General features: G+C 58.6%; 24 protein-coding genes and 2 pseudogenes. 19 read left to right on the top strand and 7 right to left on the bottom strand.

From position 1 onward, the window contains the following. Positions 1-4: 4 nt before the first annotated feature. Genes M5G11_RS20570 through M5G11_RS20550 form a run of 5 tightly spaced genes read left to right on the top strand, consistent with a single transcriptional unit; the run spans position 5 to position 3,764 of the window. Positions 5-382, top strand: coding sequence for a GPW/gp25 family protein (locus M5G11_RS20570; protein ID WP_273910122.1), 378 nt, complete (start codon positions 5-7; stop codon positions 380-382). Beyond that, complete coding sequence (locus M5G11_RS20565) at positions 366-1,487, top strand: baseplate assembly protein (RefSeq protein WP_273910121.1); 1,122 nt, start codon at positions 366-368, stop codon at positions 1,485-1,487. Before M5G11_RS20570 ends, M5G11_RS20565 begins: the two co-directional genes overlap by 17 nt. Beyond that, entirely contained in the window at positions 1,480-2,061 is a 582-nt protein-coding gene (locus tag M5G11_RS20560; protein ID WP_273910120.1) for a phage tail protein, read from the top strand. Before M5G11_RS20565 ends, M5G11_RS20560 begins: the two co-directional genes overlap by 8 nt. Continuing rightward, on the top strand, positions 2,061-3,164 hold the full coding sequence (locus M5G11_RS20555; protein ID WP_273910119.1) for a gp53-like domain-containing protein: 1,104 nt from the start codon (positions 2,061-2,063) through the stop codon (positions 3,162-3,164). Before M5G11_RS20560 ends, M5G11_RS20555 begins: the two co-directional genes overlap by 1 nt. Positions 3,165-3,176: 12 nt before the next feature. Beyond that, positions 3,177-3,764: a phage tail protein gene (locus M5G11_RS20550; protein ID WP_273910118.1), complete on the top strand. Its 588-nt coding sequence runs from the start codon at positions 3,177-3,179 to the stop codon at positions 3,762-3,764. Positions 3,765-3,976: 212 nt separating this feature from the next. Here the strand turns inward: M5G11_RS20550 and M5G11_RS20545 are convergent, their stop codons facing one another. From M5G11_RS20545 to M5G11_RS20530, 4 genes and pseudogenes are all read right to left on the bottom strand, one after another. Next, positions 3,977-4,471 (bottom strand): hypothetical protein, encoded by a 495-nt coding sequence (locus M5G11_RS20545; protein WP_273910116.1) that lies wholly within the window; start codon positions 4,469-4,471, stop codon positions 3,977-3,979. 32 nt (positions 4,472-4,503) lie between these two features. Continuing rightward, positions 4,504-4,773 (bottom strand): hypothetical protein, encoded by a 270-nt coding sequence (locus M5G11_RS20540; RefSeq protein WP_273910115.1) that lies wholly within the window; start codon positions 4,771-4,773, stop codon positions 4,504-4,506. A gap of 27 nt (positions 4,774-4,800) precedes the next feature. Beyond that, positions 4,801-4,947: pseudogene (locus M5G11_RS20535) on the bottom strand (helix-turn-helix transcriptional regulator); the annotation flags it as partial. Between the two features lie 200 nt (positions 4,948-5,147). After that, complete coding sequence (locus M5G11_RS20530) at positions 5,148-5,555, bottom strand: GIY-YIG nuclease family protein (RefSeq protein WP_273910114.1); 408 nt, start codon at positions 5,553-5,555, stop codon at positions 5,148-5,150. Between the two features lie 304 nt (positions 5,556-5,859). Here M5G11_RS20530 and M5G11_RS20525 point away from each other — a divergent pair, with 304 nt between their 5' ends. Then, complete coding sequence (locus M5G11_RS20525) at positions 5,860-6,327, top strand: anti-virulence regulator CigR family protein (RefSeq protein WP_273910113.1); 468 nt, start codon at positions 5,860-5,862, stop codon at positions 6,325-6,327. Here the strand turns inward: M5G11_RS20525 and M5G11_RS20520 are convergent. Together M5G11_RS20520 and M5G11_RS20515 are read right to left on the bottom strand one after the other, a co-directional pair. Further along, positions 6,308-6,652 (bottom strand): hypothetical protein, encoded by a 345-nt coding sequence (locus M5G11_RS20520; RefSeq protein ID WP_273910112.1) that lies wholly within the window; start codon positions 6,650-6,652, stop codon positions 6,308-6,310. The genes M5G11_RS20525 and M5G11_RS20520 overlap by 20 nt on opposite strands. Positions 6,653-6,664: 12 nt before the next feature. Then, the gene (locus M5G11_RS20515; protein WP_273910111.1) at positions 6,665-7,060 is read right to left on the bottom strand and encodes a hypothetical protein; all 396 of its coding nucleotides are present in this window, start codon (positions 7,058-7,060) and stop codon (positions 6,665-6,667) included. Positions 7,061-7,438: 378 nt separating this feature from the next. Between M5G11_RS20515 and M5G11_RS20510 the strand changes: the two genes are divergently transcribed. The 8 genes and pseudogenes from M5G11_RS20510 (at position 7,439) to M5G11_RS20475 (ending at position 14,313) form a co-directional block, all read left to right on the top strand. Further along, entirely contained in the window at positions 7,439-7,735 is a 297-nt protein-coding gene (locus M5G11_RS20510; RefSeq protein ID WP_273910110.1) for a hypothetical protein, read from the top strand. Between the two features lie 663 nt (positions 7,736-8,398). Then, on the top strand, positions 8,399-9,109 hold the full coding sequence (locus M5G11_RS20505; protein WP_273910109.1) for a hypothetical protein: 711 nt from the start codon (positions 8,399-8,401) through the stop codon (positions 9,107-9,109). 25 nt (positions 9,110-9,134) lie between these two features. Continuing rightward, positions 9,135-9,512: pseudogene (locus M5G11_RS20500) on the top strand (DDE-type integrase/transposase/recombinase); the annotation flags it as partial. 247 nt (positions 9,513-9,759) lie between these two features. Then, positions 9,760-10,206: an HIT family protein gene (locus M5G11_RS20495; RefSeq protein WP_273910108.1), complete on the top strand. Its 447-nt coding sequence runs from the start codon at positions 9,760-9,762 to the stop codon at positions 10,204-10,206. A 189-nt stretch (positions 10,207-10,395) separates the two neighbouring features. After that, a complete protein-coding gene (locus M5G11_RS20490) occupies positions 10,396-11,172 on the top strand; it encodes an N-acyl amino acid synthase FeeM domain-containing protein (RefSeq protein WP_273910107.1) in 777 nt (258 codons plus the stop codon). Between the two features lie 41 nt (positions 11,173-11,213). Beyond that, a complete protein-coding gene (locus M5G11_RS20485) occupies positions 11,214-11,612 on the top strand; it encodes a nuclear transport factor 2 family protein (RefSeq protein WP_273910106.1) in 399 nt (132 codons plus the stop codon). A gap of 69 nt (positions 11,613-11,681) precedes the next feature. Next, a complete protein-coding gene (locus tag M5G11_RS20480) occupies positions 11,682-12,344 on the top strand; it encodes an iron-containing redox enzyme family protein (protein WP_273910105.1) in 663 nt (220 codons plus the stop codon). A 136-nt stretch (positions 12,345-12,480) separates the two neighbouring features. After that, positions 12,481-14,313 carry a long-chain-acyl-CoA synthetase gene (locus tag M5G11_RS20475; protein ID WP_273910104.1) on the top strand — a complete coding sequence of 611 codons (1,833 nt, stop codon included), beginning with the start codon at positions 12,481-12,483 and terminating at the stop codon, positions 14,311-14,313. A 305-nt stretch (positions 14,314-14,618) separates the two neighbouring features. Here the strand turns inward: M5G11_RS20475 and M5G11_RS20470 are convergent, their stop codons facing one another. Beyond that, complete coding sequence (locus M5G11_RS20470; RefSeq protein WP_273910103.1) at positions 14,619-15,185, bottom strand: hypothetical protein; 567 nt, start codon at positions 15,183-15,185, stop codon at positions 14,619-14,621. Positions 15,186-15,411: 226 nt separating this feature from the next. Between M5G11_RS20470 and M5G11_RS20465 the strand changes: the two genes are divergently transcribed. From M5G11_RS20465 to M5G11_RS20445, 5 genes are all read left to right on the top strand, one after another. Further along, positions 15,412-15,954: a GNAT family N-acetyltransferase gene (locus tag M5G11_RS20465; RefSeq protein ID WP_273910102.1), complete on the top strand. Its 543-nt coding sequence runs from the start codon at positions 15,412-15,414 to the stop codon at positions 15,952-15,954. 163 nt (positions 15,955-16,117) lie between these two features. Further along, positions 16,118-20,008 carry an NHL repeat-containing protein gene (locus tag M5G11_RS20460; RefSeq protein ID WP_273910101.1) on the top strand — a complete coding sequence of 1,297 codons (3,891 nt, stop codon included), beginning with the start codon at positions 16,118-16,120 and terminating at the stop codon, positions 20,006-20,008. Positions 20,009-20,026: 18 nt separating this feature from the next. After that, the gene (locus M5G11_RS20455; RefSeq protein WP_273910100.1) at positions 20,027-21,718 is read left to right on the top strand and encodes a hypothetical protein; all 1,692 of its coding nucleotides are present in this window, start codon (positions 20,027-20,029) and stop codon (positions 21,716-21,718) included. Then, entirely contained in the window at positions 21,715-23,796 is a 2,082-nt protein-coding gene (locus tag M5G11_RS20450; RefSeq protein ID WP_273910099.1) for a pentapeptide repeat-containing protein, read from the top strand. Before M5G11_RS20455 ends, M5G11_RS20450 begins: the two co-directional genes overlap by 4 nt. A 60-nt stretch (positions 23,797-23,856) precedes the next feature. Beyond that, on the top strand, positions 23,857-24,291 hold the full coding sequence (locus tag M5G11_RS20445; RefSeq protein WP_273910098.1) for a GNAT family N-acetyltransferase: 435 nt from the start codon (positions 23,857-23,859) through the stop codon (positions 24,289-24,291). The last annotated feature ends 81 nt before the right edge of the window (positions 24,292-24,372 follow it).

Below are 24,372 nucleotides of genomic sequence, written 5' to 3'. Positions count from 1 at the left end.
GCGTATGACCACGCCCATTCCCTACACCAGCATCACCGCCGCCCACTGGCAACCAGCCCTCGGTACACCCGGCGAGGTGGTCGAGGGCATGCGTGATATCGACCAGTCCATCCGGATCATCCTGGCCACCCCCAAGGGCAGCGATGCGCACCGGCCTGAATTCGGCAGTGACCTGCACCTTTATATTGACTGGCCGCATGACCGCGTCACGCCATACCTAGTGCGCGAAACGATAGAGGCTATTCGACGCTGGGAAACCCGCGTGTCGGTGGTCCAGGTCCAAGTGCAGATCGATGCGGCTCATCTCACCCTAAAAGTACTGTGGCGCGTGGCTGATGGCCTTGAGCAAATGACCGAGGTGCCGTATGCGCGAGCTGCCTAAACCGGAATTCGTGAAGATCGATCCAGCAGCCACCGAGGCTGACTTGATCGCTCGATACGAACTCAAGTCCGGCAAGACCTTATATCCCGCTCAGGTAGAACGGCTGTTCATCGACCAGGTCGCATACGCCACATCTCGTCTACAGATGGCGATCCAGAGTGCTGGCGAGCAGCTCCTAGTGCGCTTTTCCAATGGTCCCACCCTCGACTATCTGGGTGAGCTGGTAGCGACTCCTCGACTTCTGGCTCAGCCTGCGCGTTGCACGCTTCGATTCAGCATGTCTACCACTCGATCCCAGCCGTTGGTGATTGCCGCAGGTACTCGCGTCAGCACCCAAGACGGTAAGTTGACCTTCACGACTGATCAGGATGCGGTGATCGCACCAGGACAACTGCAGGTCAGTGTCGCAGCGACCGGCCTGATTGCCGGAGTCCAGGGCAATGGCTGGGCGATTGGGCAGATCAGCGTTATCAGCAACACCCCTCTGGCCGGGTTGGTCGCTAGCAACACGACAGTGACTGCTGACGGTGTTGAAGATGAAGGCGATGACCGTTACCGCGAACGAATCATCCTGGCGCCAGAGGCTTTTAGCAACGCTGGAAGCCGTGGTGCCTATCGCTACCATGCCCTGGCCGTGCACCAGTCCATTATCGACGTTGCGGTGCATGGCCCCGATGAAGGGCAACCTGATGGACATGTCGCCGTCTTTCCACTTACAACCCACGGTCTGCCGTCCACTGACTTGCTTGAGCAGATCAAAAGCCGACTCAGTGGAGAGAAGGTACGGCCACTTTGCGACACCGTACACGCACTGATGCCGACCGAGGTCGCCTACACCATCAAGGCGAAGCTCACTTTCTACGCTACTGCAGAGCGAACTGAGTCCATGGCCGCAGCCCAAGTGGCTGCGGAAGCCTTCGCAGCTGATCGCCGTGCCAAACTCGGCCTTGACCTAGTGCGGGAGCAACTAACCGTCGCGCTGCAGGTTTATGGTGTATATCGCGCTGAACTGGAACTCCCTAGCGCCTTATATGAGCTACAGGGTAACGAGTGGGCCAATTGCATATCGATCCAGCTAAGTGACGAGGGGGTGGCCTTTGGTTAACCACCAACTGCCACCGGCGCTGGCTGGTGACGAGCGTTTCGTTCAGTTGTTCGAGCTGCTTGACGAGAATCTGGCCGACCTCGATCTCAATGCGATGTTGGTGTATCTGGTTGACCTGGTTAAGCCCAACCTGCTGCCCGTGCTGGCCGATCAATTCTCAATGCTTGATGAAGCCGCCTGGCTACTGGCCGAGTCGTCTGACGCCAGGCGCAACTTGATCAAGAATGCTGCCGAACTGCATCGCTACAAAGGTACGCCCTGGGCAATACGCGAAGTCATTCGTCTGCTGGGCTTCGGCGAGATCACGTTGCAAGAAGGTTTGGGTAATCAGATGCGTGATGGCTCAATCCTTCGGGACGGGGCGCATGTGCATGGTGACCCCGGTTCATGGCCGCTTTATCGCGTTTACCTCGAACGCTCAATCACCAATGACCAGGCCGCGTTACTGCGTCGTCTCTTTCTATCTGTCGCGCCTGCGCGTTGCCGCCTGGTGTCGCTCGATTATCAGTCTGTTGCCATCCGACATAACGGCCTTGCGCGCCGTGATGGCCAATACAATCATGGGAGTAGCTAATGGCCGACTTGCCAGAGTCAAATGAATGGGTGCCCGGCATCTATCAGCTGGAAACGTTCGACCCTGTGTTGGGCGGTCCAGAAGGAATCGACAACAAGCAAGCCAAGCAACTGGCAAATCGAACGCAATACCTTAAAGCACGGCTTGAAGCCGATGACCTTTGGTCAAAAATCAAAGGACGACCTAGTACCCTTGGTGGCTACGGTATTGTTGATGCCTACACCACGTCGGAGATCAATATCTTCCTCAGTGGCAAGGCAGCGAAAGCAGCAACCCTAGCGGGCTACGGCATTACTGATGCCTACACCACGTCGGAGATCAATATCTTCCTCAGTGGCAAGGCAGCGAAGGCAGCAACCCTAGCGGGATACGGTATTGCCGACGCCTACACCAAGGTCGAAACCAGCCAAGTAGTGGATGGAGCCATCGCCCGTGTTGTGGGAGCTGCCCCTGAGGTGCTCAACCAGCTTGAGGAGGTAGCAGCAGCCCTCGGCAATGACCCGAACTTTGCGACCTCTATGATGACCCGACTTGCTGGCAAAGCGGATAGATCAACCACGTTGGGCGGATATGGAATTCTTCCAGCATCGCTGAGTGATGCGGAGAACATAGGAACTCCGGATGCTACAAAGCCTGCTACCACGTGGAGCGTGTTACGGACAATCGACGCGAGAGTCGTTCAAGCAAGTGAGGCCATTCTCGGGATTGCACGAGTATCCACTCAAGACAAGGTCAATGCGGGTGCCGATGATTCGACGATTGTCACACCCAAGAAAATGCGCTTCGGGTTCACCTACAGCTTCACTCCGAATGGCTACTTCATTTTCCCGACCTGGCTACTTGGATTGACGGTCCAGTGGGGGATTGCCGGCGTCACGAACAATGCAGCCGGTACATCAGGGCTGGGGACATTCAACTTTCCGGTCGCGTTTCCAAACACGTGTTGGCAGATGGTTGGTGCTCACGATCATGCGGGCGTATCTGCTGACAACGGGTTTGCCTTCGGCTTCTCATTTACCAAAGAAGTGTTTTCAGTCGGAGTGAAGGTTGTGGTTGGCAGCGTCAACCATGCGGGCATTCGTTGGCTCGCCATCGGCAATTGAGAGGATACCTAAATGATGCGTTATTACAGCCGCAGCACTGGCAGCACATACATCACTGGAGTGCATGCTGTTATTCCAAGTGACGCCGTGCCCATCACTGATGAGGTCTTCCTCACCGTCTTTTCACGGCCTTGGGCAAACAAGATACTGAGCCATGATGAGCGTGGAATTCCTGTGTTGATTGAGCGCCCCATCAAACCACTCACAGCTGAAGAATTGTGTGCCGGTATCGACCGAGCGGCAGACATGGCCAGGCAAACGGCGGCTGGAGATCCGTTGCGCGCATTGGAGTACAACAAGGCCTTTGCTGATGCAGTGGCTTTCAAAGCTGATGGATATCCTGCCGCAAATGTTCCAGAGACCGTGTCCGCATGGGCCGTTGCAGGGCGCACGCCTGAGCAGGCGGCTGTAGAGATCATTGCAAAAGCAATGGCGTTTGACTCACAGCTTCTTGCAATCCGTACTATTCGACTGAAAGCCAAAGAGTCGGTACGAACGCTTATTGCTGAGAACGAAGCTGCGGCGGCAGAGATGACCGCACAGGTAGCAATCAACAACCTCAGAGGACTTGTTTCGGAAACCAGTCCACGCGAAGACTAATGTCCTCCGAAGCCAGGGTTCACCTTAATTTTGTTATTCCGTTGCACACAGTGCAAAAGGTAGAAACTCCATTTATCTCAAAATATGATGTGCGTTTTTCGCGCGCGGCATCACTTGAGTGCTCTCTGCTCTACTCATGTATTGGAATCCGCTGGGCTACAGATTGATGTGCTGCTGGCGCAAGCCTTAAAAGAATCGGTTTGAAATTAGCGTCACTTCAGCCTTCCTCGAGCGGGGAGGTTGATGCCGTGATCATCGAGCAGTCGAACGAGCAACTCGTAGCTGATGCCGATCTGCTTCGCCGCTTCGTGCCGAGTAATGCCTGTGCCCGCCAGCGCTCTGAGTTGTTCGCAGTGGCCGGAGATTCGGGCTTCACGCTTCTGCCTGGCGGCGTCGCGCGCCCTTCGCTCGGTGCTGCTGGCCTGGAACGTAATCAGGTGCGCCTTCGACAGCTGGAGCAGCCTCGTGCGGGGAATGCCGCTTGCCTCAATGGCCTCGCCGAAGCTCAGCGACTTGGCCAGCTCGCGGGCCAGGCTCAGCTCGGCGCGGCTGCCGGGCTTTGGCGTCACCTGCTTACCTGTGCCCGCCAGCGCATCAGCTGCTATCGGGCGCACGCGGCGCGGTTCGAACGTAGGCGGATCTCCAATGACAGGCAGCCGGCCGCTCGCAAAGAACTGGTCAACGCTTGCGTTCAGTTGCTCGATCACCTGCCTCCGAGGATCTGGAATAGGGCCGCCGATCATGCCTGCAACCCCGCGCTCCGCACTTTGATGCGCTCCAACTGCTTGGCGAAGGTCACCGCCTCGGGGTGGCTGAAGCGAAAGCCCTGCGTCTTGCCGGTGGCCAGCTCGACCACATGGAAGGCCTTGCCCTTGATCACGACCTGGAAGCACACGGCAGCGGCTGGAGGCTCTTTGCCGAGCATGGCGTAAAGGTCGACGGTAGCGAGACAAGTACGGGCGCGCAGGGCAGCAAGGCCCTCAACGCGCAGCTGCATGGCTGCATGCATGATGAACTCCTCAGGGTAGGGAAGGGGTCAAGCGTGGTGTTCGAAGACTTCCGCGTGGCGCACGATGCGCATCTGGGCGGTACGGCGTTCAGGCACCCGGCGATCACGGCGTACCGGGTCGCTGTCACCCATGACGGCGTGCATGGCGATCAGGCCCGCGAGCACGATGCACATCTTTACGTGGCGAAAACATTGCCCAAGGCCGAGGCGCTGGAGGCGGCACTGATTGACTTAGGTCGACGCCGCTGCGTAGAGCCATTCTTTGAACATTGGCGTATGAAATATGCAGCGTGGCGCGAGGCAAGGCGCACAAAATAGGGATCAAGTTGTGAGCTTCGGAAAATGGAAATACTCTGGCGGGCAGCGCGGGAGGGTCAGGCTAGGTCTGCGAGAGGCAGCGGTACCTGGACCTGATCAACTACGCCGGCAAGGCGAACCGTGTTGAACCCGGCGTCTACTGCTGCGAGGGCTTCGATCCAGTGGCTTTCTCGTTGAGTGATGTAGGCCGCTCGATTGGTGCAATTTTCGGGATAGGCGATCACCTCGATAACCGAGAACTCCCAGTCGGTGATGTTGCTGCTACTCAGTGCTGCGTGGAACTTGCAACCGGTTGGGGGGATCAGGTGCTGCCACCAGCGCAGAGTGAACGGCTGGGTGGTCTGGCCGACGTAGACGCGGCCGCTGGACTTCTGGCGCACCTGGTAGATCGCCGGCGGCGACCGACCCTCGCTGGCCAGGCGGAACTCTGTAAGGTCGCGGAACTTCGCGGCCGCCTGGCACACCTCTGTGCAGCAGATACTCGTGCGCTTCCATGTCCTTGCGCAGCACGCTCGACGGGAACTGGCGTTCGTACTGATCCTCGACCAATGCCTTCGCCGTCTTGCGGTCGGTCGCCTCGACCATTCCGCTGAACACTGGCGGCCAGGCCCACTCAGCCTCGCCATACGCACTGGTTGCCGGGTGGCGCCTCGCCATGGCTTTCTCCATGCATGCGCCGCCCTCCGTGCCCGGATGCGGCATGTGGGTGAACTTTTGAAGGCGGTGTCGTCTACATTGGAGGGGGGGCCCCTTTCTGAGAGAACGGACATGCTCAAATCGAAAACATTGGTCTCAATACTTACCAGCATTGTGCTAATTACGGGCTCAGTCGGTGCCTTAGCAGATCCCGGCAATGGAAAAGGGCAGGGGAACGGGAAAGGTAATGCTCATAACGCTCAAGGCAACGGCAATCAAAGTGGTGGCGGCAAGGGGAAAGGCTCCGATCAGAACGACTGGGGTCACGGTCCAAGCATTGACCGAGGCAGCGTTCTGAACGTGTTGAGTAGTTACCATAGCTATTGGAACCCAGGTCCTGCATTGCCGCCTGGTATTCAGAAGAACTTGGCGCGCGGAAAACCACTTCCGCCTGGCATAGCCAAAAAACTCGACGGAAGACTTCTTGGCCATCTTCCGCGTTACGATGGTTACGAGTGGCAGCAAGCCGGTACTGATCTGATTCTGGTAGCGATTGCCACGGGCATAATCTACGAAGTGCTCAATGGGGCGCTGGATTAGTTACGGGGCTAATAACTTCGTCGCCAGGGTCATGCTGAATCATCAACATGCTCTTGCGGCTGAACTCCAGCGCCACAGATTGCGATACCTTGTATTTGTGGCGCGGCGGTTCGAGCAGGGGCAGCGCACCACTAGGACCCAGCCCATGCATGTGATGAATCATCAGCGTCATCGCCTCGCCCTGTTCCTCGATCCCGGCCCACGCCATCAGCTCCAGCAGGGCCCGCTTAGTCCCAGGTCGAACCTTCAAGCGCAAGTCTTCTTCCTGCACCTTTGCAGCCTTCAAGCGGCGTTTCTCGTCGCGCTGTTGCTGACTCATCGCCATACACCAACTCCTTCAGTCCGCTAGGCGGCAAGTGAACGTGCAGTTGCCGGCGGCGCTGTGGTTCGTATTGCATTCGGTGCGCAGGCTTTCGTAGGTCTCCTCGATGACGTCAGTGAGGTGTTCGGCCCGGTAGTTGCCCTGCGGCGCGATTTCGACCGATTTGCAGTACTGCTCGCCATTGGCCTTTTGGCACATCACGCTGATGTAGATGGTCCAGCGGTGGGCGATATCGCAAACAGCGTCAGCAATGCGCTGTCCTGGCGGGATGTTTTTGCAGTTTTGCCAGTTGATCATGCCCTGGCGGCCACTGGGGTCGATGTTCACCACGGCAACGTGGTTGGTACTGAGCAGGGCGCGACATGATCGCTCTAGTCGGGCACGCATGTTATGCAGCTTGCGCTTGCTCATAGAGCCTCCGCCATTATTCGCAGCTTGGTGCGTTCGGCGGTGCTCGGCCGGCGGCGCTTGCGCACCAGGACCGTTTCCGGGTCGACTTCTTTGGTGCGCACTGGCCATATGCATCAAGGCGGCAAGTCTGCAAAGTCGCTGCTGTCGTCAGCGCAGTCATCGGTTTTTTTAAGGATCGCTGGCAAAGTCGGGAGCAGCGCCGTTTCGAAGCTGAGCTGCAGGCGATTCATCTAATCTCAAAACTTGATGCGCTAGCTGCGCAATGCGCGAGAAATTACTGGGAATTCCACAGTAGCTGGTCTGAGTTGCGAGATCAGGAGGGTAGAGGGGGTTTATCCAGGCTGCGCGAAGCCAGAGTTTAGTATCGATCCGGATGGGTTGTCGAAAATTGACCGGGAGCTCGCCTGTAGAATTGCCTGGATCGAAAACGACATCAGTCTTGGCTCGGACGGGATTCGTGCGCGATGGGAGGTTTACCTTGACCCCGAAGATGCAGTTGAAGCAGATGCTAATTTGGTTGGGTATTTTGGATATGAAGCCCTGTTAATCTCAAAGTTGCTTAGATCGAAGTATAAGCGCTCTCACCAACGCGCCCAGTGGGGTATGCCACGAATTGAAGAGCAGCTCAAAGAGTGCTCAGAAAATGCGAAAAAATTCTTTGAGGAGCACGATTGACTTCCCGCACGGCTGGGACATCATTTCGCCATATTGGGTATTTTGCCTTTGGCAACTTGCTCCACTAACTCTGCTTTCGAACGGGTTTTTTTGCGTCTGAAATTCACCTGTAACCAGGACAGCCCTCGGGAAGGCCTGGACGTCGATAGCCGGTAGTGCGACGTACGGAATCAACATCGGCAGCCCGTGCACTCTCACCTCACATGCTTGTGGAGTGGTGCGAGACAGGAACGGTGAGATCGATGCATTGGGGCGTTGACGCTGGGATGGTCTTTGGCAGGCAGCACGGAAAAACGTGCGCACCTATTCAGGGCCTCGACACTGATCGAGGCCTTTTCGTTTTCGGCTCCACCACCCCCATCGCGCTGAGCTGGGTGTGCAGATGGGGGCAGTTTTGCATTTTGCTTCGCGCTAAAGCATCCTCAAGAACCAACTCGCAAGGATTTGAGTGATGGTCGCAGAAGCTGCTTCAGAAGTTGAAACCCTTTTTTATGTAGTGATGGATATGCGGGGTGAGGATCAGCGCGTGGATTTTGATCATGGGTTGCCCGCGCATTCTGCCTCTCTCACTGAGAGGCAGGTCGAGAACAATCACGAATACTTGGAGTCTGTGAGATTTGAGCGTGCAATAGAGCGCGAAGGTTTTCGACTGGGAGCAACAATATGCCTCTAATACAAGGATGCAGTTACCAGAATCCAGTAAGTGCAGGATTGCCGGCTATCCCCAACGCAGCTGGCGCTCCGAACCTTGCACCCATTCAAGGTGACCATATTTTTGGCGACGTCATTGGCGCGATCGAAACGGCTTTGCAACAAATTTTTGGGGGTGGGGCTAACTGGCAAATGAGGATGCGAAGTTTCAATCCGACATTGGCTACATTGTGGCAAGGGCTAGATGGTGTTGACTTCGGCCATAGTGCAAACCCTCCGATTACTCAGCGGGTAGGAGTCCCAGAGCCCGACGAACACTCGCACATGTTTGGTGGCTATTCTCGCCGATTACAGTGGCATCTTTGCAAGGTTGTCTGTACGGGTTTTGCTGGCGGTGTAGAGCAACGCAGGATAGGAGGCGCTACAAGAGCATGGAGGAACAACGTTCTCGCTAGTTTCGACGATCTTATTAATCATCTGGTCGATAGCACTGCCTTAGGATTTTATATTGCGACGCCGGGTGGAGTCAGAATGGCAAATGCAGCAGCGGTAAGGCACGTCGCATTATCGTTGGGCGCAGCTCGCATTAATGCAAACGGGAATATGATTCTTGCTCCGTTTTTTGTTCGGTACGACAGCTTGCGCGGTACGCTCGAAGGTTTACTACAAAGGTTTGATGGCTCTACAAAGACCTTCCTAGCCTCTTCTAGTACATGGATATGACGATAAACCGAGATAATTGCTTTTTGATGCCGACCTTGTGATCAAGGCCCTGGACATGGCATATGACCAGCGGGGCCACCCACAGAATGTTTTATTCCACAGCGATCAGGGCAGCCAATATGGCAGCCGGGATTTCCACCAACGGCTGTGGCGCTACCGCTTTAAACGAAGCATGAGCCGGCGCGGAAACTGCCATGACAATGCACCGATGGAGCGTTTGTTTCGTAGCCTGAAAACGGAGTGGATACCGACAATGGGCTACATGAGCGGGTCACTGGCACAGCAGGATATCGGTCGGTTCATGATGCAGCGGTACACATGGCAAAGGCCGCATCAGTTCAACGATGGGTTACCGCCTGCGGTCGCTGAGGAAAAACTTAACGCAGTGTCCGGGATCAGTTGACCACTACAGCAGCCCACACCACAAGATACAAAAAGTAACATTGGGAAAATTCATTTAAATCAACTTATTAGGTGTTTTCTTAGCTTAAGATACAAAAAATTTCAAAACTCCCGTGTACAGGTGTGAAATGCCAAGGGTAATTTCACCCTCAAGCTGTGCGGTCAACTGCTAATGGAATGCAGGCTGTAGCAACCCGGATCTTCATGCCTCCACCGGGTTTGCACTTACTATAAAAAAGGAGCTAATCGTGAACTGCATTTTCTGTGCAATCGCCAAGAAAGAAGCACCGGCTGCCGTTGTCTACGAAGACGAGCAGTGCCTGGCCTTTCTCTCCATCCAGCCGATTACTCCTGGCCATGTCCTGGTCATTCCCAAGGCCCACGCAAGCGGCCTGGGTGATATCCCTCCTCAAACCTGTGGCCACATGATGCGTGTGGGTCAACGGGTGGCGGCCGCCCTGCGTGAAAGCGGCCTGAGCCTCAATGAACACCCCTGCGAAGGTATCAACCTGCTGCTGTGCGATGGCGCTGTGGCCGGGCAGACCGTGGGCCACGCCCACCTGCATGTACTGGCGCGCTTTGTCGGTGATGGTTTCAACCTGGGTCATGCGGACCTTCCACTCGCTACGCCCCAAGTACTGGGCGAGCGCGCAGAGCAGATCCGTCGAGCCTTGACCTCGCTGCCACCGGTTTAACTGCAAGTCGCTTTGGTTTAAAGGCACGCCCGCGATAAGAGGGGTGCGTGCCTTGCTGTGCGCAGTAAGCAAATCATCAACTTGTAGGCATCTACGCAAGGAGGCGAAGCTATGTATTGTGCTGCGGAAACTTAGGTTGTGCGCTGGGCTGAGTTTAATACTAAAGGTCACAATAAGAAGGGAATTCTCATGCCGTCACTCGCAAGTAATAAGGCCGCCTTGTCTTCGGTAAATATGCAGTTGGTAAAGGACGATTCAGTCGGTTCGGCAATCTATAGTTTCTATGATTCAGTACTTCAAGAGTTGTGCCAATCTGACAAGGTCAGTGTCAGGCAGGTGGTTACGCCAGCGCAGTTTCTCGAACTGTCTCGTGCCCGTAGCCGGTTGTATGGGCAACGAAAAATTTACTACAAGACGTTGTTTGGTAACGCGGTCGACGACAGCGTATGCCTGGATGAATACGATCCGCGTTCCTACGTGTTTGCCTTTTATTATGATGGTGAAATCATCGGCACCCAGCGTATTACGCCTTTTCCTCACGAGTCGGGCGAGTTCATCAGCCATGAACAACTGGTGCAGTTCTCCGGGCCCAATTACGAGAATGAGTGCGTTGAACTCTCGCGGCTTATTGTCGACAAGCATTCCCCGGTCAAGAACGTGGTCAACGGACTGGCGATGACCGGCGCCTCGCTGGTCGCCCTGGAAGGCGGCTACAAAACCTTCATCACCTACGTAAAACCACGGCTGGCGCCGAAGTTCGACAGCTTCGTCTTTGATCAGGACGGCATCTTCTTCCAGATCAAGGCCCGCGGTGATCACTACTACGCCCTGTACAAAGGCGATCTGATGCCGTCGGTCACGCCCTTCTTCGGCCTGCAAAGCTGCCCGGCAGACCTGAAGAGCATTGATGACTTGATTCGCTACACCTTGGCCGCCCGTTCCGCGAGGCAGTCACTGGCGGGATGAGCATCCTAAAACAACGACAACAACATTGAGGTTGATCCAAGATGGAAGCCAGAAACAAAGAAGTGGTCATCGAGTTTTACGAGCGCATGTTTGGCCAGCGGGAACTGGCGGTCGCCGATACGTTGATTGCCGAAGATTATGTACAACACAACAACGTATTCATTCCGCCGCGCCGCGAAGGCTTCAAGACCTACTTTACGCAGTTCTTCAAAACCTTCCCCGCGTCGGGTACCAGCATTGAGCGGGTATGCGCCGAAGGCGACTATGTCTTCCTGTATGCCACGCACTGGGCCAAACACAGGTTCTTCACCGTGAATTACAAGGTGATCGATATCTACCGTGTGGAAAACGGTGTGCTGATGGAGCACTGGGACACTATCGAAGGCCTGGGGTTCTTCTCCAAGTTCATCTACATCATTAAGTCCCTGCTGCGCCTGTAAGTCCGTGTTCGCTTGATATTATAAAAAGTGTCATGAATGGTTTATCAATCTGCCAAGGAAGAGAATGAAATGACTGAAGTGACCGCGTTTCGCAAAGAGCTGAAAGCCGTGTGTGATGCCGAATGGGAAAAGATCAAGGTCGGCCGCTTTTTCCAGATGATGAAACGCCCCGAGTTGCAGCGTGACCTCTACATCAAGTCGATTGTCCAGGTGTATCACTACACCAAGAACAACGCGATCAACCAGGCGGTGGCGTGTTGGAACCAGGACCATAAAAAGGTTGGCCTGCTGCGTTTTGCGATGAAGCATGCGCTGGAAGAACTGGGCCATGAAAACATGGCGTACAACGACCTGATCGCCATTGGCGTCGACAAGTCCGAGTTCGAGAAGCCGATGTTGCCGGCCACAGAAGCGTTCTACGGCTACCTGGATTTCGTCTCTGTGTGCCGCGGCATCATTCCACGGCTGGGCTACAGCTTCTGGGCCGAGGACTGCTACGAGCACCTCGAGCCATTGATGGATGTCTGCAAGAACCATCTCAAGCTGACCGACCAACAACTGACCTTCTTTGTCGCCCACGCAATCATCGACGAGAAACACTCCGAGCAAGTCAACGCAGCCATCGACCGCTGGGTCGTCACCGACGAAGAAAAAGAGGCGGTCAAGCAAGTTGCACGCACCACGGTTTACTTGATGGGCAAGATCCTCGAGTCGGTCGCTGACGAATTCTGAGGCTTGGCAACAGGCGTCCTCGCGCACCCCGCTGCGCGAGGACTTTTTACAGGGCGTGCACAACAATAAAAACGATCGGCTGGTCGTGGCGCTTGTGCAACTGCCTGGCGCCACGGTCAATTCACTAGGAGGTGACATGAGTAGCAATAGCGACATGATTACCTGGGGCATGATGCTGCGCAAAATCCCCTCGATCGCCCGGGCCATTCCTCGGCTCGCCAGGGGACTCAGGGCTTCCAAGCTCAAGGTCGATCAGCCCTGCGGCCTGGGGTGGGCCTTCGAACAGGCGGTTGCGCGCAACCCTCAAGGGCCGGCGTTGCTCTACCAGGACAATCGTTTCAGTTATGAACAGGTCAACCAGTGGGCCAACCGTTTCGCCCACTGCCTGCTTGCCCGTGGCCTGAAAAAAGGCGATGTGGTCGGCATATTTATTGAAAATCGCCCGGAATTGCTGGTCAGCGTGCTGGCGGTCAGCAAGATCGGCGGTATCTGCGCCATGCTCAATACCTCGCAGACCAACAACGTCCTGATCCACAGCTTGAGCCTGGTCAATCCCTCGGCGATTATCGTCGGCGAAGAGTTGGTGCCATCCTTTGACGCGGTGCGTAACGAGGTTGCCATCGATGAACTGAGCACGTTCTTCCTGGCGGACACCGACACCACTCGCGATGCGGGCGTCGCGCCCGAGGGTTACATCAACCTGACCCGCGTCAGCGAAGCGCACTCCGCTGTCAATCCGGCGACCACCCAGCAGGTCTACCTGGACGACGCCTGCTTCTACATTTACACCTCCGGCACCACCGGTTTGCCCAAGGCTGGGGTGTTCAAGCACGGGCGCTGGATGAAAGTCTGGGGTAGCTTCGGCATGATCGCCCTGGATATGCGCCCCGATGACATCGTCTATTGCACCTTGCCGCTCTATCACGGCACCGGGCTGTGCGTGACCTGGGGCTCGGCATTGGCCGGCGCCTCGGGTTTCGCCATCCGCCGCAAATTCAGCGCCAGTCAGTTCTGGAATGACACCCGCAAATTCCAGGCCACCACCATTTGCTACGTCGGTGAATTGTGTCGCTACCTGATCGACCAGCCTCCAGCCGGCAACGATGGCGACAACCCGGTGGTAAAAATGATTGGCAACGGCCTGCGCCCGGGCGTGTGGCTCGATTTCAAGAGACGCTTCAACATCGAGCGGGTGTGCGAGTTTTATGCCGCCAGTGACGGCAACATCGGCTTTACCAACATCCTCAACTTCGAAAACACCATTGGCTTTGCCATCAACGCCTGGTCGCTGGTGGAGTACGAACACGACACCGGCGAGCCGCGGCGCGGCGCGAACGGTTTCATGCAAAAAGTCGGCAAGGGTGGCCAAGGCTTGTTGCTGGCCAAGATCGACGACGACTCCCCATTCGACGGTTACACCGATCCGGAGAAGAGCAAGAAGGTGGTGTTGTACGACGTTTTCGAAAAGGGTGATCGTTACTTCAACAGCGGCGACCTGATTCGCGATATCGGCTTTGGCCACGCCCAATTCGTCGACCGCCTGGGGGACACCTTCCGTTGGAAAGGCGAAAACGTCTCCACCACCGAAGTCGAAAACGTCATGGTGCAACACCCCCACATCGCCGAAGCGGTGGCCTACGGTGTGGAAATCAAGAACACCAATGGTCGCGCCGGGATGGCGGCCATCACCCCATCGGCTCCCTTGGAGCATCTGGATTTTTGCGACCTGCTACGCTTCGTCAAAAGCCAGATGCCCCATTACGCGGTGCCGATGTTCCTGCGCATCAGGACCTGCATGGAAACCACCGGCACGTTCAAATACCAGAAAACCAAGCTAAGGAGCGAAGCCTTCGACCCCAGCCAAACCGGCGAAGACCCGGTCTACGCCTGGCTACCGGGCACCGAAACCTACGTGCGCGTGACTGAGCAGGTGCTGCAGGACATTCATGGCGGCAAGTTCCGCTACTGAAGGGCAACTGCGCGAACGTCAAGCCACAACGCCGAAAAAATGCGTAATGCTGCTTGCTCAGGCGGAGCAGCCTTACGCTTCCAGGTATCCATAAGCCATGCTGCCCAGCAGGCCCTGCAACAAGCTGATGGCTGAACAGAGTGCACCTGCCTGACTGAACTACAGGAACAGCCAGGCGGCAGCTGGCTTGTCTACTTCGGGCTTGAAATCGGGCTCCGGCCAGCGCTTTGCGGACGACTCACGCCTGAGAGAATCCTGCTGCGAGTAGCTGTCCATACGCGGCGCAGGTAGTGGCAGGCTTCGGTTCACTGATATTCCAATCCCGGTAGCAACGCATACCTGAAGCCGGTATTGCCGATTTTGTCGTAGATCATCAAGCCCGGAAACACCGGCAGGCCATGCTCGAAGAGCTTGGTTTTGATGGTGTTCTCGATGTTGTCTTGCTCATCTGCCTGAAAGATGCCCAGCGCCCAATAGGATCGCAGGTCGACTTCTGATTTTCTGATTTTTCTCACCTTGGCCAAGTCCGCAATCATGTTCGAGATGCAGCTACCCAGTTGGCGATGCTGTTTTATCTCGAGTGCAATGTACTTACTCACCGCAGCACCCTTTTTCCGTATGAGGAAGTCAGGCTTCAAGTACCAATTGTATTTCTCTCGGCGATAGTCAAACTCGAAGCGGACCTCGCGCACCCACTCGGGCTGATCTTCATGCTCGGCGAGGAATGTGGCGAATTCGACCTGGAACCAGACCTCCCAGCCGGTGATGTCATTGGCGTGGATCACACGCAACGCGGATCTTACTTTTCGTTGCCCCGTAAACTCTTTAACGAGCGAGTTTATGTACTGGAAGTCATCATATGGTCGCTCCATCTCAAGTCCTTGTTTAGATGCCGCTCAGGGCTCATGCCCTTCTGGGGAGCGTGATAGTCATCCATACAAGGGCTACGAGCAAGTACCCTTTACACCCTCTACCACGCTCGCTGATGTCAACTTTAGTGTGCCCAAGCAGTAGGCTGGCGTGCGCCATATCCACGCGTTTGACCACAGTCCAAGGCAGGGTATTCTAGGAGACCTCCTGTACCAAGCGGCGCACGTCATGAATAAAACCCAGAGTGTTAAAGACGCCATGCCAGTTCTTCCGGAGGCTGCAATGCTGTCCGGCCTTGATATCGGTTTGGCGAACCTGGTTGATGTTGACGGAATCCTCAGGGTGCAGGAGGAAAATCAACCAGAGAATGGCGGTAGTTTGTCCGCGCGGTTTTCGCGCGAGTGGTTTGCACAGGCGATCTCATGCCAATCAATCATCGTTGCGCGCAGCGCTGAGTGTGTTGCCGGCTACGTTGCCTTCACATCCCGCGAAGCGCAAGGCCATGTACCGATCATCCAGGCAATGCTCAGCGCCTATCCCAATCCCGGAGCCTACCTGCACGGCCCAATCTGCGTCGGGCGGGACTTTCGTCGGCGCGGCATCGCGGCTGCAATGTTTGATGCTCAGCGAACACATATGAATCAATCCGCTGTCATGGCCTTTATCCGCGAGGACAACCAGGGGTCACGAACGGCCCACGGGGGCATGGGGCTGCGCGAAGTAGCGGCGTTCGAATACAACGCGGTGCGCTATGTGATTGTTGCTGCATGATCATGCACACGTTTTAGGGCTTGCGGCGCGCCCAGCATCACCCCGCAGCACCATCACCGCATGGCGCTCAGATTCCCTCAGAAACCCAATGCAGACAAAAAGCCTTCGCGTTGCCTATTTTGGACAGCGCATGGGGGACTGCCCCCCTACCAAGGAGGTGGCAATGAAGCATCTGCATTTCGACCTGCGGCATGTCGAGCGCACGCAAACGCTGGAAGTTCGTGTCGGCAGCGCGCGCTACCCACTCAGTCTCCATAGCGAACAGAGTCTCGAATCCGCTGGCACGACCCATGGCGCGCTTTCGCTGTTGCCGAGCGAGCATCAGCAGCGCTTCAGCCACTTCGCGGCAATCGACAAGGCGCATTTCACCGACACCGATTCACGCTACCTGCAGGTGGTCATCCCCGAGCGCGATGGCGTGCATTTGCCGCAGGTGGTGGCGATGTGCGTGATCATCCCCGAGGATCATCTGCGGGTGTTCTGGCAAGAGCGCCTGGAGCGCTATCAGCAGCCTTTGCAGCAGGTGCGAGCGTTCCATCGGCATACCGTGGCGCGCAAGCCCAAGGTTCACTGCGCGCGCCTGGCCCACCTGGGGCTACGCTCGCTGCCCGACGGGCAATCGGCTCGCCTGGATGCCCTGGTCCAGTCCCAGACCCTGGTCACGCCGCTGGATACCGCAGCCGCCCTGGTGTCACATCACCCCGGCCTGGCCAGTATTCAGCCCAGCACCAGCGTGATCGTGCTCAACGACCATATCCTGCCCAGCCCGGAGGTCGATCCGGAGCAGTACAACCGCATGCAATTGCTCGCGGCGCAGATTGGCAGCCTCGGCCAGGACTGGTCGCCCATCGTGGCGTGCCAGGATGCCGACGGCAATGCGCTGGTGGCCGAGTACGATCTCCCCGGCCAGATCGAGGCCGGCCAGGCGCTGTACACCTATGGCGTGCACGAAGATCTTGACGGCCATCTGGGCGCCGGTTTGGCCGGCGCCAACCGCTCGGCGGCAAACGATTTGCGCTTGATGGACAAGACCTGGGCGGCGAGCAGCGGCACGACCTTCGCCGCCAGCGAACGTGCGGCGGATGAAGCCGCGGTGCGCGCTGAAACGGCTGGGGGCGGTGAGAGCCGCTACAGATGGACCGTCAACGAGCGCACGGTGCATCACGGCATCCTGGTCGACGCGGGGTCGATCGACATCGACCATGACAGCCAGTTGTCGATCGATGTCAGCAACACCTACCTGCGCACCCTGGTCGCCGGCTACCAGTTGCTCGATGCCACCGGCCAGCCCCTGGGCGGTAAGGTACGCCTGCAGTCGATATCGGCGACCAACTCGATCCTGGGCATTCCATGCGATACGCAGCCGAGCACGCTGGACATCCCCATGGGCAGTGCCTCCGGCGTGCGCCTGTATTTCGCCAGCCTCGGGGTCAGTGATTGGGACGACGACTTCAGCACCAGCGGCGCCTTGCTGACCGGCCTCTGGCAATACGGGGTGCCGACCGTGCTGATGGCCTGCGGCAGCTACATTACTGGCCATCGGGAATTCAACCGGATCGTCAACGACCGTCAACTCACCGCGGCCGCCCTCGCCATTGGCCTGCCCATGCTCGGCGGTGGCCTGGCCACCGCGTCCGCCGTGCTCAGTACCCGCACAGTCATGGTGAAGTGCGCCAATGTGATCGTCGGCCTGATCCTGCGCAAAGGCATGGAGGCCCTTGGCAAGTGGCTGGCCGGAAAGTGCACGACTGGCGTACTCGGCTCGTGCCTGGGGCCGATTGGCTGGGTGTTTCGTACCGCCGCGACCCTGATGAGCATCGAGGAGATGGCGGTGACCACGGGGGAAGTGCTGTCATCGCCGTCCTGCGTCAAGGTGATGGTATCCCGGGCGATCGACGTGAGCCTGAGCCTGCATCCGGACCCCGTCCATGGCGAGGCTGGCAATCCGCAAACTGCGGTATGGCCGGCGGTGGCCAGCAATTACGTCGCTTATCTCGAATACCAGGGCGGCACCAATCACAAGCTGACCGGCAGCATGCCGCAGGTCACCAGCAGCACCCCACTGACACTGCGCTTCGACGATGTGCCGGCCGGCGGCCAGTTCCGTGTATTGGTCGGCCTGTACAGCGACAACGGCTGGTTGGCCGGGTCTTGGCAAAGCGACTGGATGACCGCCCAGGCCAACCACGGCACCACCCTGGAGCTGGGCGCACACAATATCGTCGAGCAGTTGGTACCGCTGAGCCCGGACACCCAGTACGTGTTCAAGGAGCGTATCGCCGTCGAGCGGGGGCGCTATGTCTGGCAGGCAGGTGCGCCACCGCAAGCCACCCATGCATCGCTGGCGTGTGGCAGTGACGGCACGCTCTGCGAGTTGGTGGACATCAGCCTGAACAGCAGCGCCTACCAGATCGGCTATGCCTGGCGTGCGTCGGGCCAGCATCTGCCGACGGACTCGACCGCAGCAGCGAAGTCCGATGCGCAGCAGTACGTATTGCAGAACCTGTCAGTACTGGCAGACCCGCAATCACGCCTGATCGTTGCCGATATCGGCCTGAGCAATCGGCCTGGTATCGCCTGGTCGCAGGCAAACAACCAGCACGAGCGGATCGAGCAGGACAATTTCATTCTCGACCCGCGCGGCAGCGCCATGCACCTGCGCAAGGTGATATTGGGCGACGGTGCATCGACCTTCGGCCTGGGGGAGCGGGGCCTGCAAAGCTGGGGACAGTTTCCGTTGAACACGATCGACGCCCTGGCCATCCACCCTGACGGTATCGTTCTGGCCGCGTCGTGGAAGGACAGCAAGCTGATGTTCCTGCCGTTACCGGCGCAAGGTTCGCCCGACAGCGAGGCACCGATGGCGACAATGGTGGCCGGGGAGGGTATTCGCCAGGGACTGTTGCGCGGCCCCAAAGCCATCTCGGTGATGCCGGACGGACGGATCCTGGTGCTGGAAACCGAGAACCATCGGGTCCAGGCGTTTGACACCAAGGGCAATGCGGTTCCGGGTTTCACCCCGTTCAAGCCATTGCTGTCGATCGACAGCAATGCCATTGCTGCGGCACTCAATGACGGCGTTGTCCCAGAGGCGTTCATCCAGGCCTTGGTCGACCAGGAGCAAGGCTATCTGTTCTCCCTTTCGACCAGTTTCGTGAAGCAACTGGACGAGGCGTCGTTCGCTGCCGAGAGCGATCCGTTGCTCAAGACCTTGAACCTGCATGGCCTGGTTCTCGCCTACGACCCGCAAGCCATGGGCGATCGGTCGGCTAGCGCGCAGATCCACGTGGTCGAGCCGGGCCATGAGTGGACCCTCGACGATCCACGCGGATCAAGCTGGCAAGTGCGCTTGCGCCATGGCGTGCTGGCGGTGTACCAGCGTCCGTGCCGTGCCCGGGTCGAGGTGATCGCCCCAGGCAGTGAATGGCACATCCTCGACGGCAGCACCGGCCAGGCCTGGCGCATCCGGCCATCCACGGCCCAGCCCCGGCAGTCGCTGGTGTACTGGTCGCTGTCCTATTTCCCGTTGCAGGGCGCTCGCGGCCTGAACGTGACCTACCTGGACATGGCGGTCGAGGCGCGCGGTTACGTCTACGTGTTGTCGTACACCGGCGATGGCAGCCAGGCCAGTGACTACCTGCTGGATATCCATGCACCGGACGGCAGTTTCCTCTCCCGCTCGCCGGACCCATCGCTGACCCGCACGCCGCACAACGTGGTTGCCGGGAAGCTGGCCGTGGATCTGTGGCGCAATGTCTACGGGCTGATGTTCGAGACGCTGAAGTCACCTTCCGGCACTACCCAGCCGGGCATCGGCCACTGGATGCCAACGCCGCCACTGTTCGACATGCCGGTCAGCCAGCAGCCGCGGCTCAACGAACACAACATCGGCGAAGTGAAGATCCAGTTCGACAAGCACGGGATCAACCTGACGCCCAGTGCGTTTATCGACGTCATCGACCCCAACGGCGCCTGGAGTATCAAGGACGTCGCGGCGACGTACCACATCTATCGCGTCGCCGACAGCATCCACGTCTATGCGGTCCAGGCCTGAGTTCACGGAGGATTCATCATGCAGACTCTAACCATCGCAATCGGCCAGGTCGGTATCGACTTCTTTTGCCGGCAGTTCCTGTCCCCGCGCCTGCAGGACCTGATCCGCTCGATGCCGGTCCCGGACCGGCTGATCGATGTCGGCAGCTTCCACGGCTCCGGTTCGGGCATGGGCACCGACTACTCCAATGTCAAAGTGCAACTGAGCTCGGGGCACTTGCAGGGGTTCAATCCGGTTTACAACTCGGTCACCCAGCTGGCTTCCGGCACCCCGGCGGGCAGTGAGTTCAAACTCGAGTTCGTCGCTTCCGGGTTCAGCGCGCAGTACCAGTGGCACGAGACCGGAAAGTCCAAGGAGTGCGTCCAGAGCATCTCGGGGTCGGTGGTGTGCCAGTCCCACAACATCGATCACACCTATGGCTATACGCCGAGCTTTTCCGGTTTGCAGGTTCAGGTCACTGCCGCCTTCCAGTTCAACCCCGCGAGCAATACCTATGAAGTGGTCGAGCACCGCTGCGTGGCGGCGCCGGGAGAGGTCAGCGCGAATATTCCGTCGAGCAGCGTGGTGCGCAACGAGATCCAGGGCTGCACCACCACCGAGGTCAGCGCCACCACCCGTGAAGCGGTGTCCGGGCTCGACTTCTCTGCCCTGATCAACCAGATCATGCCGGCGTCGCTGCGCAGCATTCCATCCAGTGGCAACCTGGGGCACGACATTCTGTTCGAGTTCGGTCTCGGCGATTCCGGCCTGGGTTTTGACACGAGCGCAGGGCGCAACGGATTGCAGGTCGGTGTGACCGGGCGGGTCCTCTACAAGGGCGAGGCCTATCCGGCGCTTGTGCCCGCGTCGTTGGGGCTACCACCGATCCCGCAGGCAACCGACCCGAATTATCTGCAGACCTACGTGTCGAGCTACAGCATCAATGGGCTGCAATGGGCCTGTTTCAAGGCGGGATTGCTGCATACCACGGCGACCACGGGCAACATCCCCAATCCGGAAGCCTTGCGCTGCGTCACCTATGCCGCTGCTGTCGAGGCCCTGGGCAGGTACGACAACACCGACATGTATGCCGAAATCGTCTCTATTGATGCGCCTACGACGGAGTTCCAGAGCGTCTGGGAAATGACCGATGCGACGCTGGTGCGAATTGCGACGATCCCTGGCATCACTGACGCAATGCCCGTCGTGTCGAAATTGCGCGGCTATTCCTATCTTGAGCAGAAGGCGCTGGAGAACGCGCTGGCCACGAAAAAAGTGAGCCCGACGTTGATCGCCGACATCGTCAACTGTGCCAGGCAAAGCGGCATGGTCATGCGCCAGAAACTGCAGTTCACGGTGTTCCTCGATACCGGCGAGCAGACACCGCCCAAGCTTGAGTTCTCGGTCAGCCGCATCGACCTTCTGACCAACTTGCGCCTGGGCGTTGCCTCGGCGTCGACGGCGCAGACACTGAAGTTCGACTACCAGAAAAACAGTTCGACTACGACGCTCCTCGGCACCACCGTCCCGGACCTTGACGAGGAACTTGGCCAGCCGTTCGGCAAGATCCTCTGGACCGTGGTGGAAAGTCAATACGATGACTGCCTGCGCAGGATGGGCGGGGAAGGCGTGCCCCTGCCGATGATGCAGATGTTCCACTTCGTCTTCGAGGAGGCGGAACTCAGCATCCAACAGGGCTTCGTCTCGATCAAGGCCAAGGTGCACCTGTGAGGGCGCAAGCGTTGGGCGAGTTCATGGGCAAGTTCACCTTCCACGCAGGGGTGAAGTGCCTGGCAGCCCTTGGGCTTCAGGGTGGCGACCAGGACTATAGTTGGTTCCCGGCGATGATCGCGCGCGACGACGTCGAGCAGCCCGGGCTTGTCAGCGTCTATCGCTTGCCCGACAGCAGTTTTCGCCTGCGCCTCGACGAGCGCTGGATAGGGTTCGCCGGCTCGGCGGGCTGCCTGACCCTGAACAGCGAAGTGGCGGACGCCGCAACGCTGCGCCTGGCGGGCGAGCCCCTGGGGCAGGGCTGGGAAGTGCAGGTCGGGGATATCTGGAAACCGGTGGTGTTCTACCCGCAAACGGCACAGGCGATCCTCACCACCAACCGGGGCAACACCGCTGCGTCGCGATTCGAACCGGTGATCGTCACGCCATCGTTGGCAGCGTTGGTGGCCAGCGGGCAGGGCCGTGGCGTGGACCTGACCGATGTCGTGCTGGATGGCGCCAGCGCCGTGGGGGTGGACTTCACCGGCGCGCGCTTTAGCGGTGCCAGCCTGCAAGGCGCGGACTTGTCCAAATGCCTGCTGGGCGATGCCGATCTGCGTGGTACCCGGCTGAACGGGGTGTTGTTCGACGGCGCCTTGCTGGACCGCGCCAACCTTTCTGGCGCGACCCTTGGCGCACCCGGCTGGGGTGCGCCGCGCAGTGCCCGGGAGATCGACCTGAGTCATTGCCGGGCCAGGGGGGCGATCCTCGGCAGTCCGTCGGCCCGCCTCGACTGCACCCAAGCCAACCTCGGCGCTGGCGATTTCAGCCAGGCCGACCTGAGCGGCCTGCAACTTACCGGGGCCCGGCTGACCGATGCTCGCCTGGAGGGCTGTTGTCTGGAGGGCGCGATGCTGGACGGCGCCGACCTGAGGAATGTCTTCGCACTGCGGGCGAACCTGCGCAAGTGCTCGCTGAAAAACATCCTGGGCAGCAATGCCAACTTCACCGCGGCGGATTTTTCCGCCGCCGACCTGAGCCAGGCGCATCTGGATGCCAAGGTTCATCAGGCCGGCTCTGAGCCCTGGCGTCCGGCAGTCTTGCACCGGGCCATCTGCATTGGCACCCGGGCATCCGGTGCCCACCTGGCCGGCGCCGACCTGCGTGGTGTGCAATGGTGTGGCGCCGGGGCCACCCTCGATCACGCCGACCTGGAAGGGGCGGTACTCTCCGGCAGCCTGCTGGTGTCGCTGGATCTGTCTCAGGCTTTTCTGAACGGCGCCGACCTGAGCGACAGCGTGCTGGTGAATGCGCGGATCGCCGGTTGTACCGTACTGGCGGACGGCTCGGCGCGTAGCCTGTCCCTGGAGGGCGCACAGATCCAGGGCGTCGATTTCAGCGGTAGCGTCCTCGGAGGTGCCCTGCTAGTGGGTGCCGGTGTTGCGCTGGAGCAGGGGGTGCCCTTGTTCAGCTTGCCGTTATCGGTGTGGGAGGAGCTTGGTTGCGAAGGTATTGCCGGGCTAGCCCCCTTGTTCGCCCAGGCGGGTTATCCACTGGGGGCCGCACCCACCCTTGACCTGGACCGCCAGTGGCGGATCGACAATGCCGGCGACCTCGATCCGAGCCACCCTCGGGCCTACTCGGTGCGCTGGATTCGCGGGCAACTGGAGGTGTTCGATGCGTCGGGAGCGCTGGGGCATCTGTTCAGCCTGTCCGACTGGGCGTCCTTCAGCCTGGACGGACAGCACCCGGATGGATCGCTGATTTCCGCGTTTGAGAGGGCTGGCTATGGGCTCTGCGCTGGTGCCAGCATCGACCAGGCCGATGACCCGCGACTGCGGCCGGCAGCAGATGCGGGTATTCTCGGTGCATTCGGCTATGCCTCGTTTCGCCTTGCCCGGCGCGAACAGGGTGTGCAGGTGTTCGGCATGGCGCCGTTGCTGATGCGCGATTGGCCGGTTTATTCCGTCGGCGTGGCGTTCAAGGCGACCGCCAACCTGGCCGCCGCGATGTCGCCGGACAGCCTCGGCCCGGCGGGTTATCCGCGGCGCTGGCTGAACGCTGACGGCCTTGATGCCGAGGGATTCTTTACGGCGTGAGTCTCACGGGGAATGGGTGAATGCAGTTAGACATTCAGGCTTGAGCAAAGGGGTGCAAGCATGAAATGGCAAATCCGCCAGGCTGTCTTGAACGATATTGAACAGTTGGTGAGCCTGGACCCCATAGCTGCCAAGGAAGTTGGCCGCCGGGTACAAATCGAACAGGCAGTAGCTACTCACGAATGCTGGGTGGCCTGTGCGGCAGATGATCCCCTTGTTCCCATCGGCTACGGCTGCTTGGATAAGCGCTTTTTCGGGGAGTGGTTTATCTCGCTGGTGGTCGTCTCGGACGCTCACCGGCGTTCGGGGGCCGGCAGGCAAATCGTTGCTCACCTGGAAGCGTGCACCGCTAGCAAGAGGATCTTCACTTCAACCAACAGGTCCAATTCACCGATGCGGCAATTGTTGGAACAGCTTGGGTACCAGCGCAGCGGCAAGATAGAGAACCTTGATCTGGATGATTCGGAGCTGATCTTTGTGAAGTTTTTGGATTAGCCCACTATCCTGGGCTTATCCGTCCTGGGCTTATCCGTTTCATGTGGGGCTGCTGCCGGCGCCTTCCGCCTTTACGGCGGG

It is taken from the genome of Pseudomonas fontis, assembly GCF_028656955.1.
In the GTDB taxonomy this organism is placed as follows: Bacteria; Pseudomonadota; Gammaproteobacteria; order Pseudomonadales; family Pseudomonadaceae; genus Aquipseudomonas; species Aquipseudomonas fontis.
The sequence above is the reverse complement of the archived record's forward strand: the minus strand, read 5'-3'. Positions and strand labels throughout refer to the sequence as shown.

Coding starts and splice junctions, on each gene's coding strand:
- M5G11_RS20570 (WP_273910122.1), top strand. CDS start 5: ATGACCACGCCCATTCCCTACACCAGCATCACCGCCGCCCACTGGCAA.
- M5G11_RS20565 (WP_273910121.1), top strand. CDS start 366: ATGCGCGAGCTGCCTAAACCGGAATTCGTGAAGATCGATCCAGCAGCC.
- M5G11_RS20555 (WP_273910119.1), top strand. CDS start 2,061: ATGGCCGACTTGCCAGAGTCAAATGAATGGGTGCCCGGCATCTATCAG.
- M5G11_RS20550 (WP_273910118.1), top strand. CDS start 3,177: ATGATGCGTTATTACAGCCGCAGCACTGGCAGCACATACATCACTGGA.
- M5G11_RS20540 (WP_273910115.1), bottom strand. CDS start 4,773: ATGCATGCAGCCATGCAGCTGCGCGTTGAGGGCCTTGCTGCCCTGCGC.
- M5G11_RS20525 (WP_273910113.1), top strand. CDS start 5,860: ATGCTCAAATCGAAAACATTGGTCTCAATACTTACCAGCATTGTGCTA.
- M5G11_RS20520 (WP_273910112.1), bottom strand. CDS start 6,652: ATGGCGATGAGTCAGCAACAGCGCGACGAGAAACGCCGCTTGAAGGCT.
- M5G11_RS20515 (WP_273910111.1), bottom strand. CDS start 7,060: ATGAGCAAGCGCAAGCTGCATAACATGCGTGCCCGACTAGAGCGATCA.
- M5G11_RS20505 (WP_273910109.1), top strand. CDS start 8,399: ATGCCTCTAATACAAGGATGCAGTTACCAGAATCCAGTAAGTGCAGGA.
- M5G11_RS20490 (WP_273910107.1), top strand. CDS start 10,396: ATGCCGTCACTCGCAAGTAATAAGGCCGCCTTGTCTTCGGTAAATATG.
- M5G11_RS20485 (WP_273910106.1), top strand. CDS start 11,214: ATGGAAGCCAGAAACAAAGAAGTGGTCATCGAGTTTTACGAGCGCATG.
- M5G11_RS20480 (WP_273910105.1), top strand. CDS start 11,682: ATGACTGAAGTGACCGCGTTTCGCAAAGAGCTGAAAGCCGTGTGTGAT.
- M5G11_RS20475 (WP_273910104.1), top strand. CDS start 12,481: ATGAGTAGCAATAGCGACATGATTACCTGGGGCATGATGCTGCGCAAA.
- M5G11_RS20470 (WP_273910103.1), bottom strand. CDS start 15,185: ATGGAGCGACCATATGATGACTTCCAGTACATAAACTCGCTCGTTAAA.
- M5G11_RS20465 (WP_273910102.1), top strand. CDS start 15,412: ATGAATAAAACCCAGAGTGTTAAAGACGCCATGCCAGTTCTTCCGGAG.
- M5G11_RS20460 (WP_273910101.1), top strand. CDS start 16,118: ATGAAGCATCTGCATTTCGACCTGCGGCATGTCGAGCGCACGCAAACG.
- M5G11_RS20455 (WP_273910100.1), top strand. CDS start 20,027: ATGCAGACTCTAACCATCGCAATCGGCCAGGTCGGTATCGACTTCTTT.
- M5G11_RS20445 (WP_273910098.1), top strand. CDS start 23,857: ATGAAATGGCAAATCCGCCAGGCTGTCTTGAACGATATTGAACAGTTG.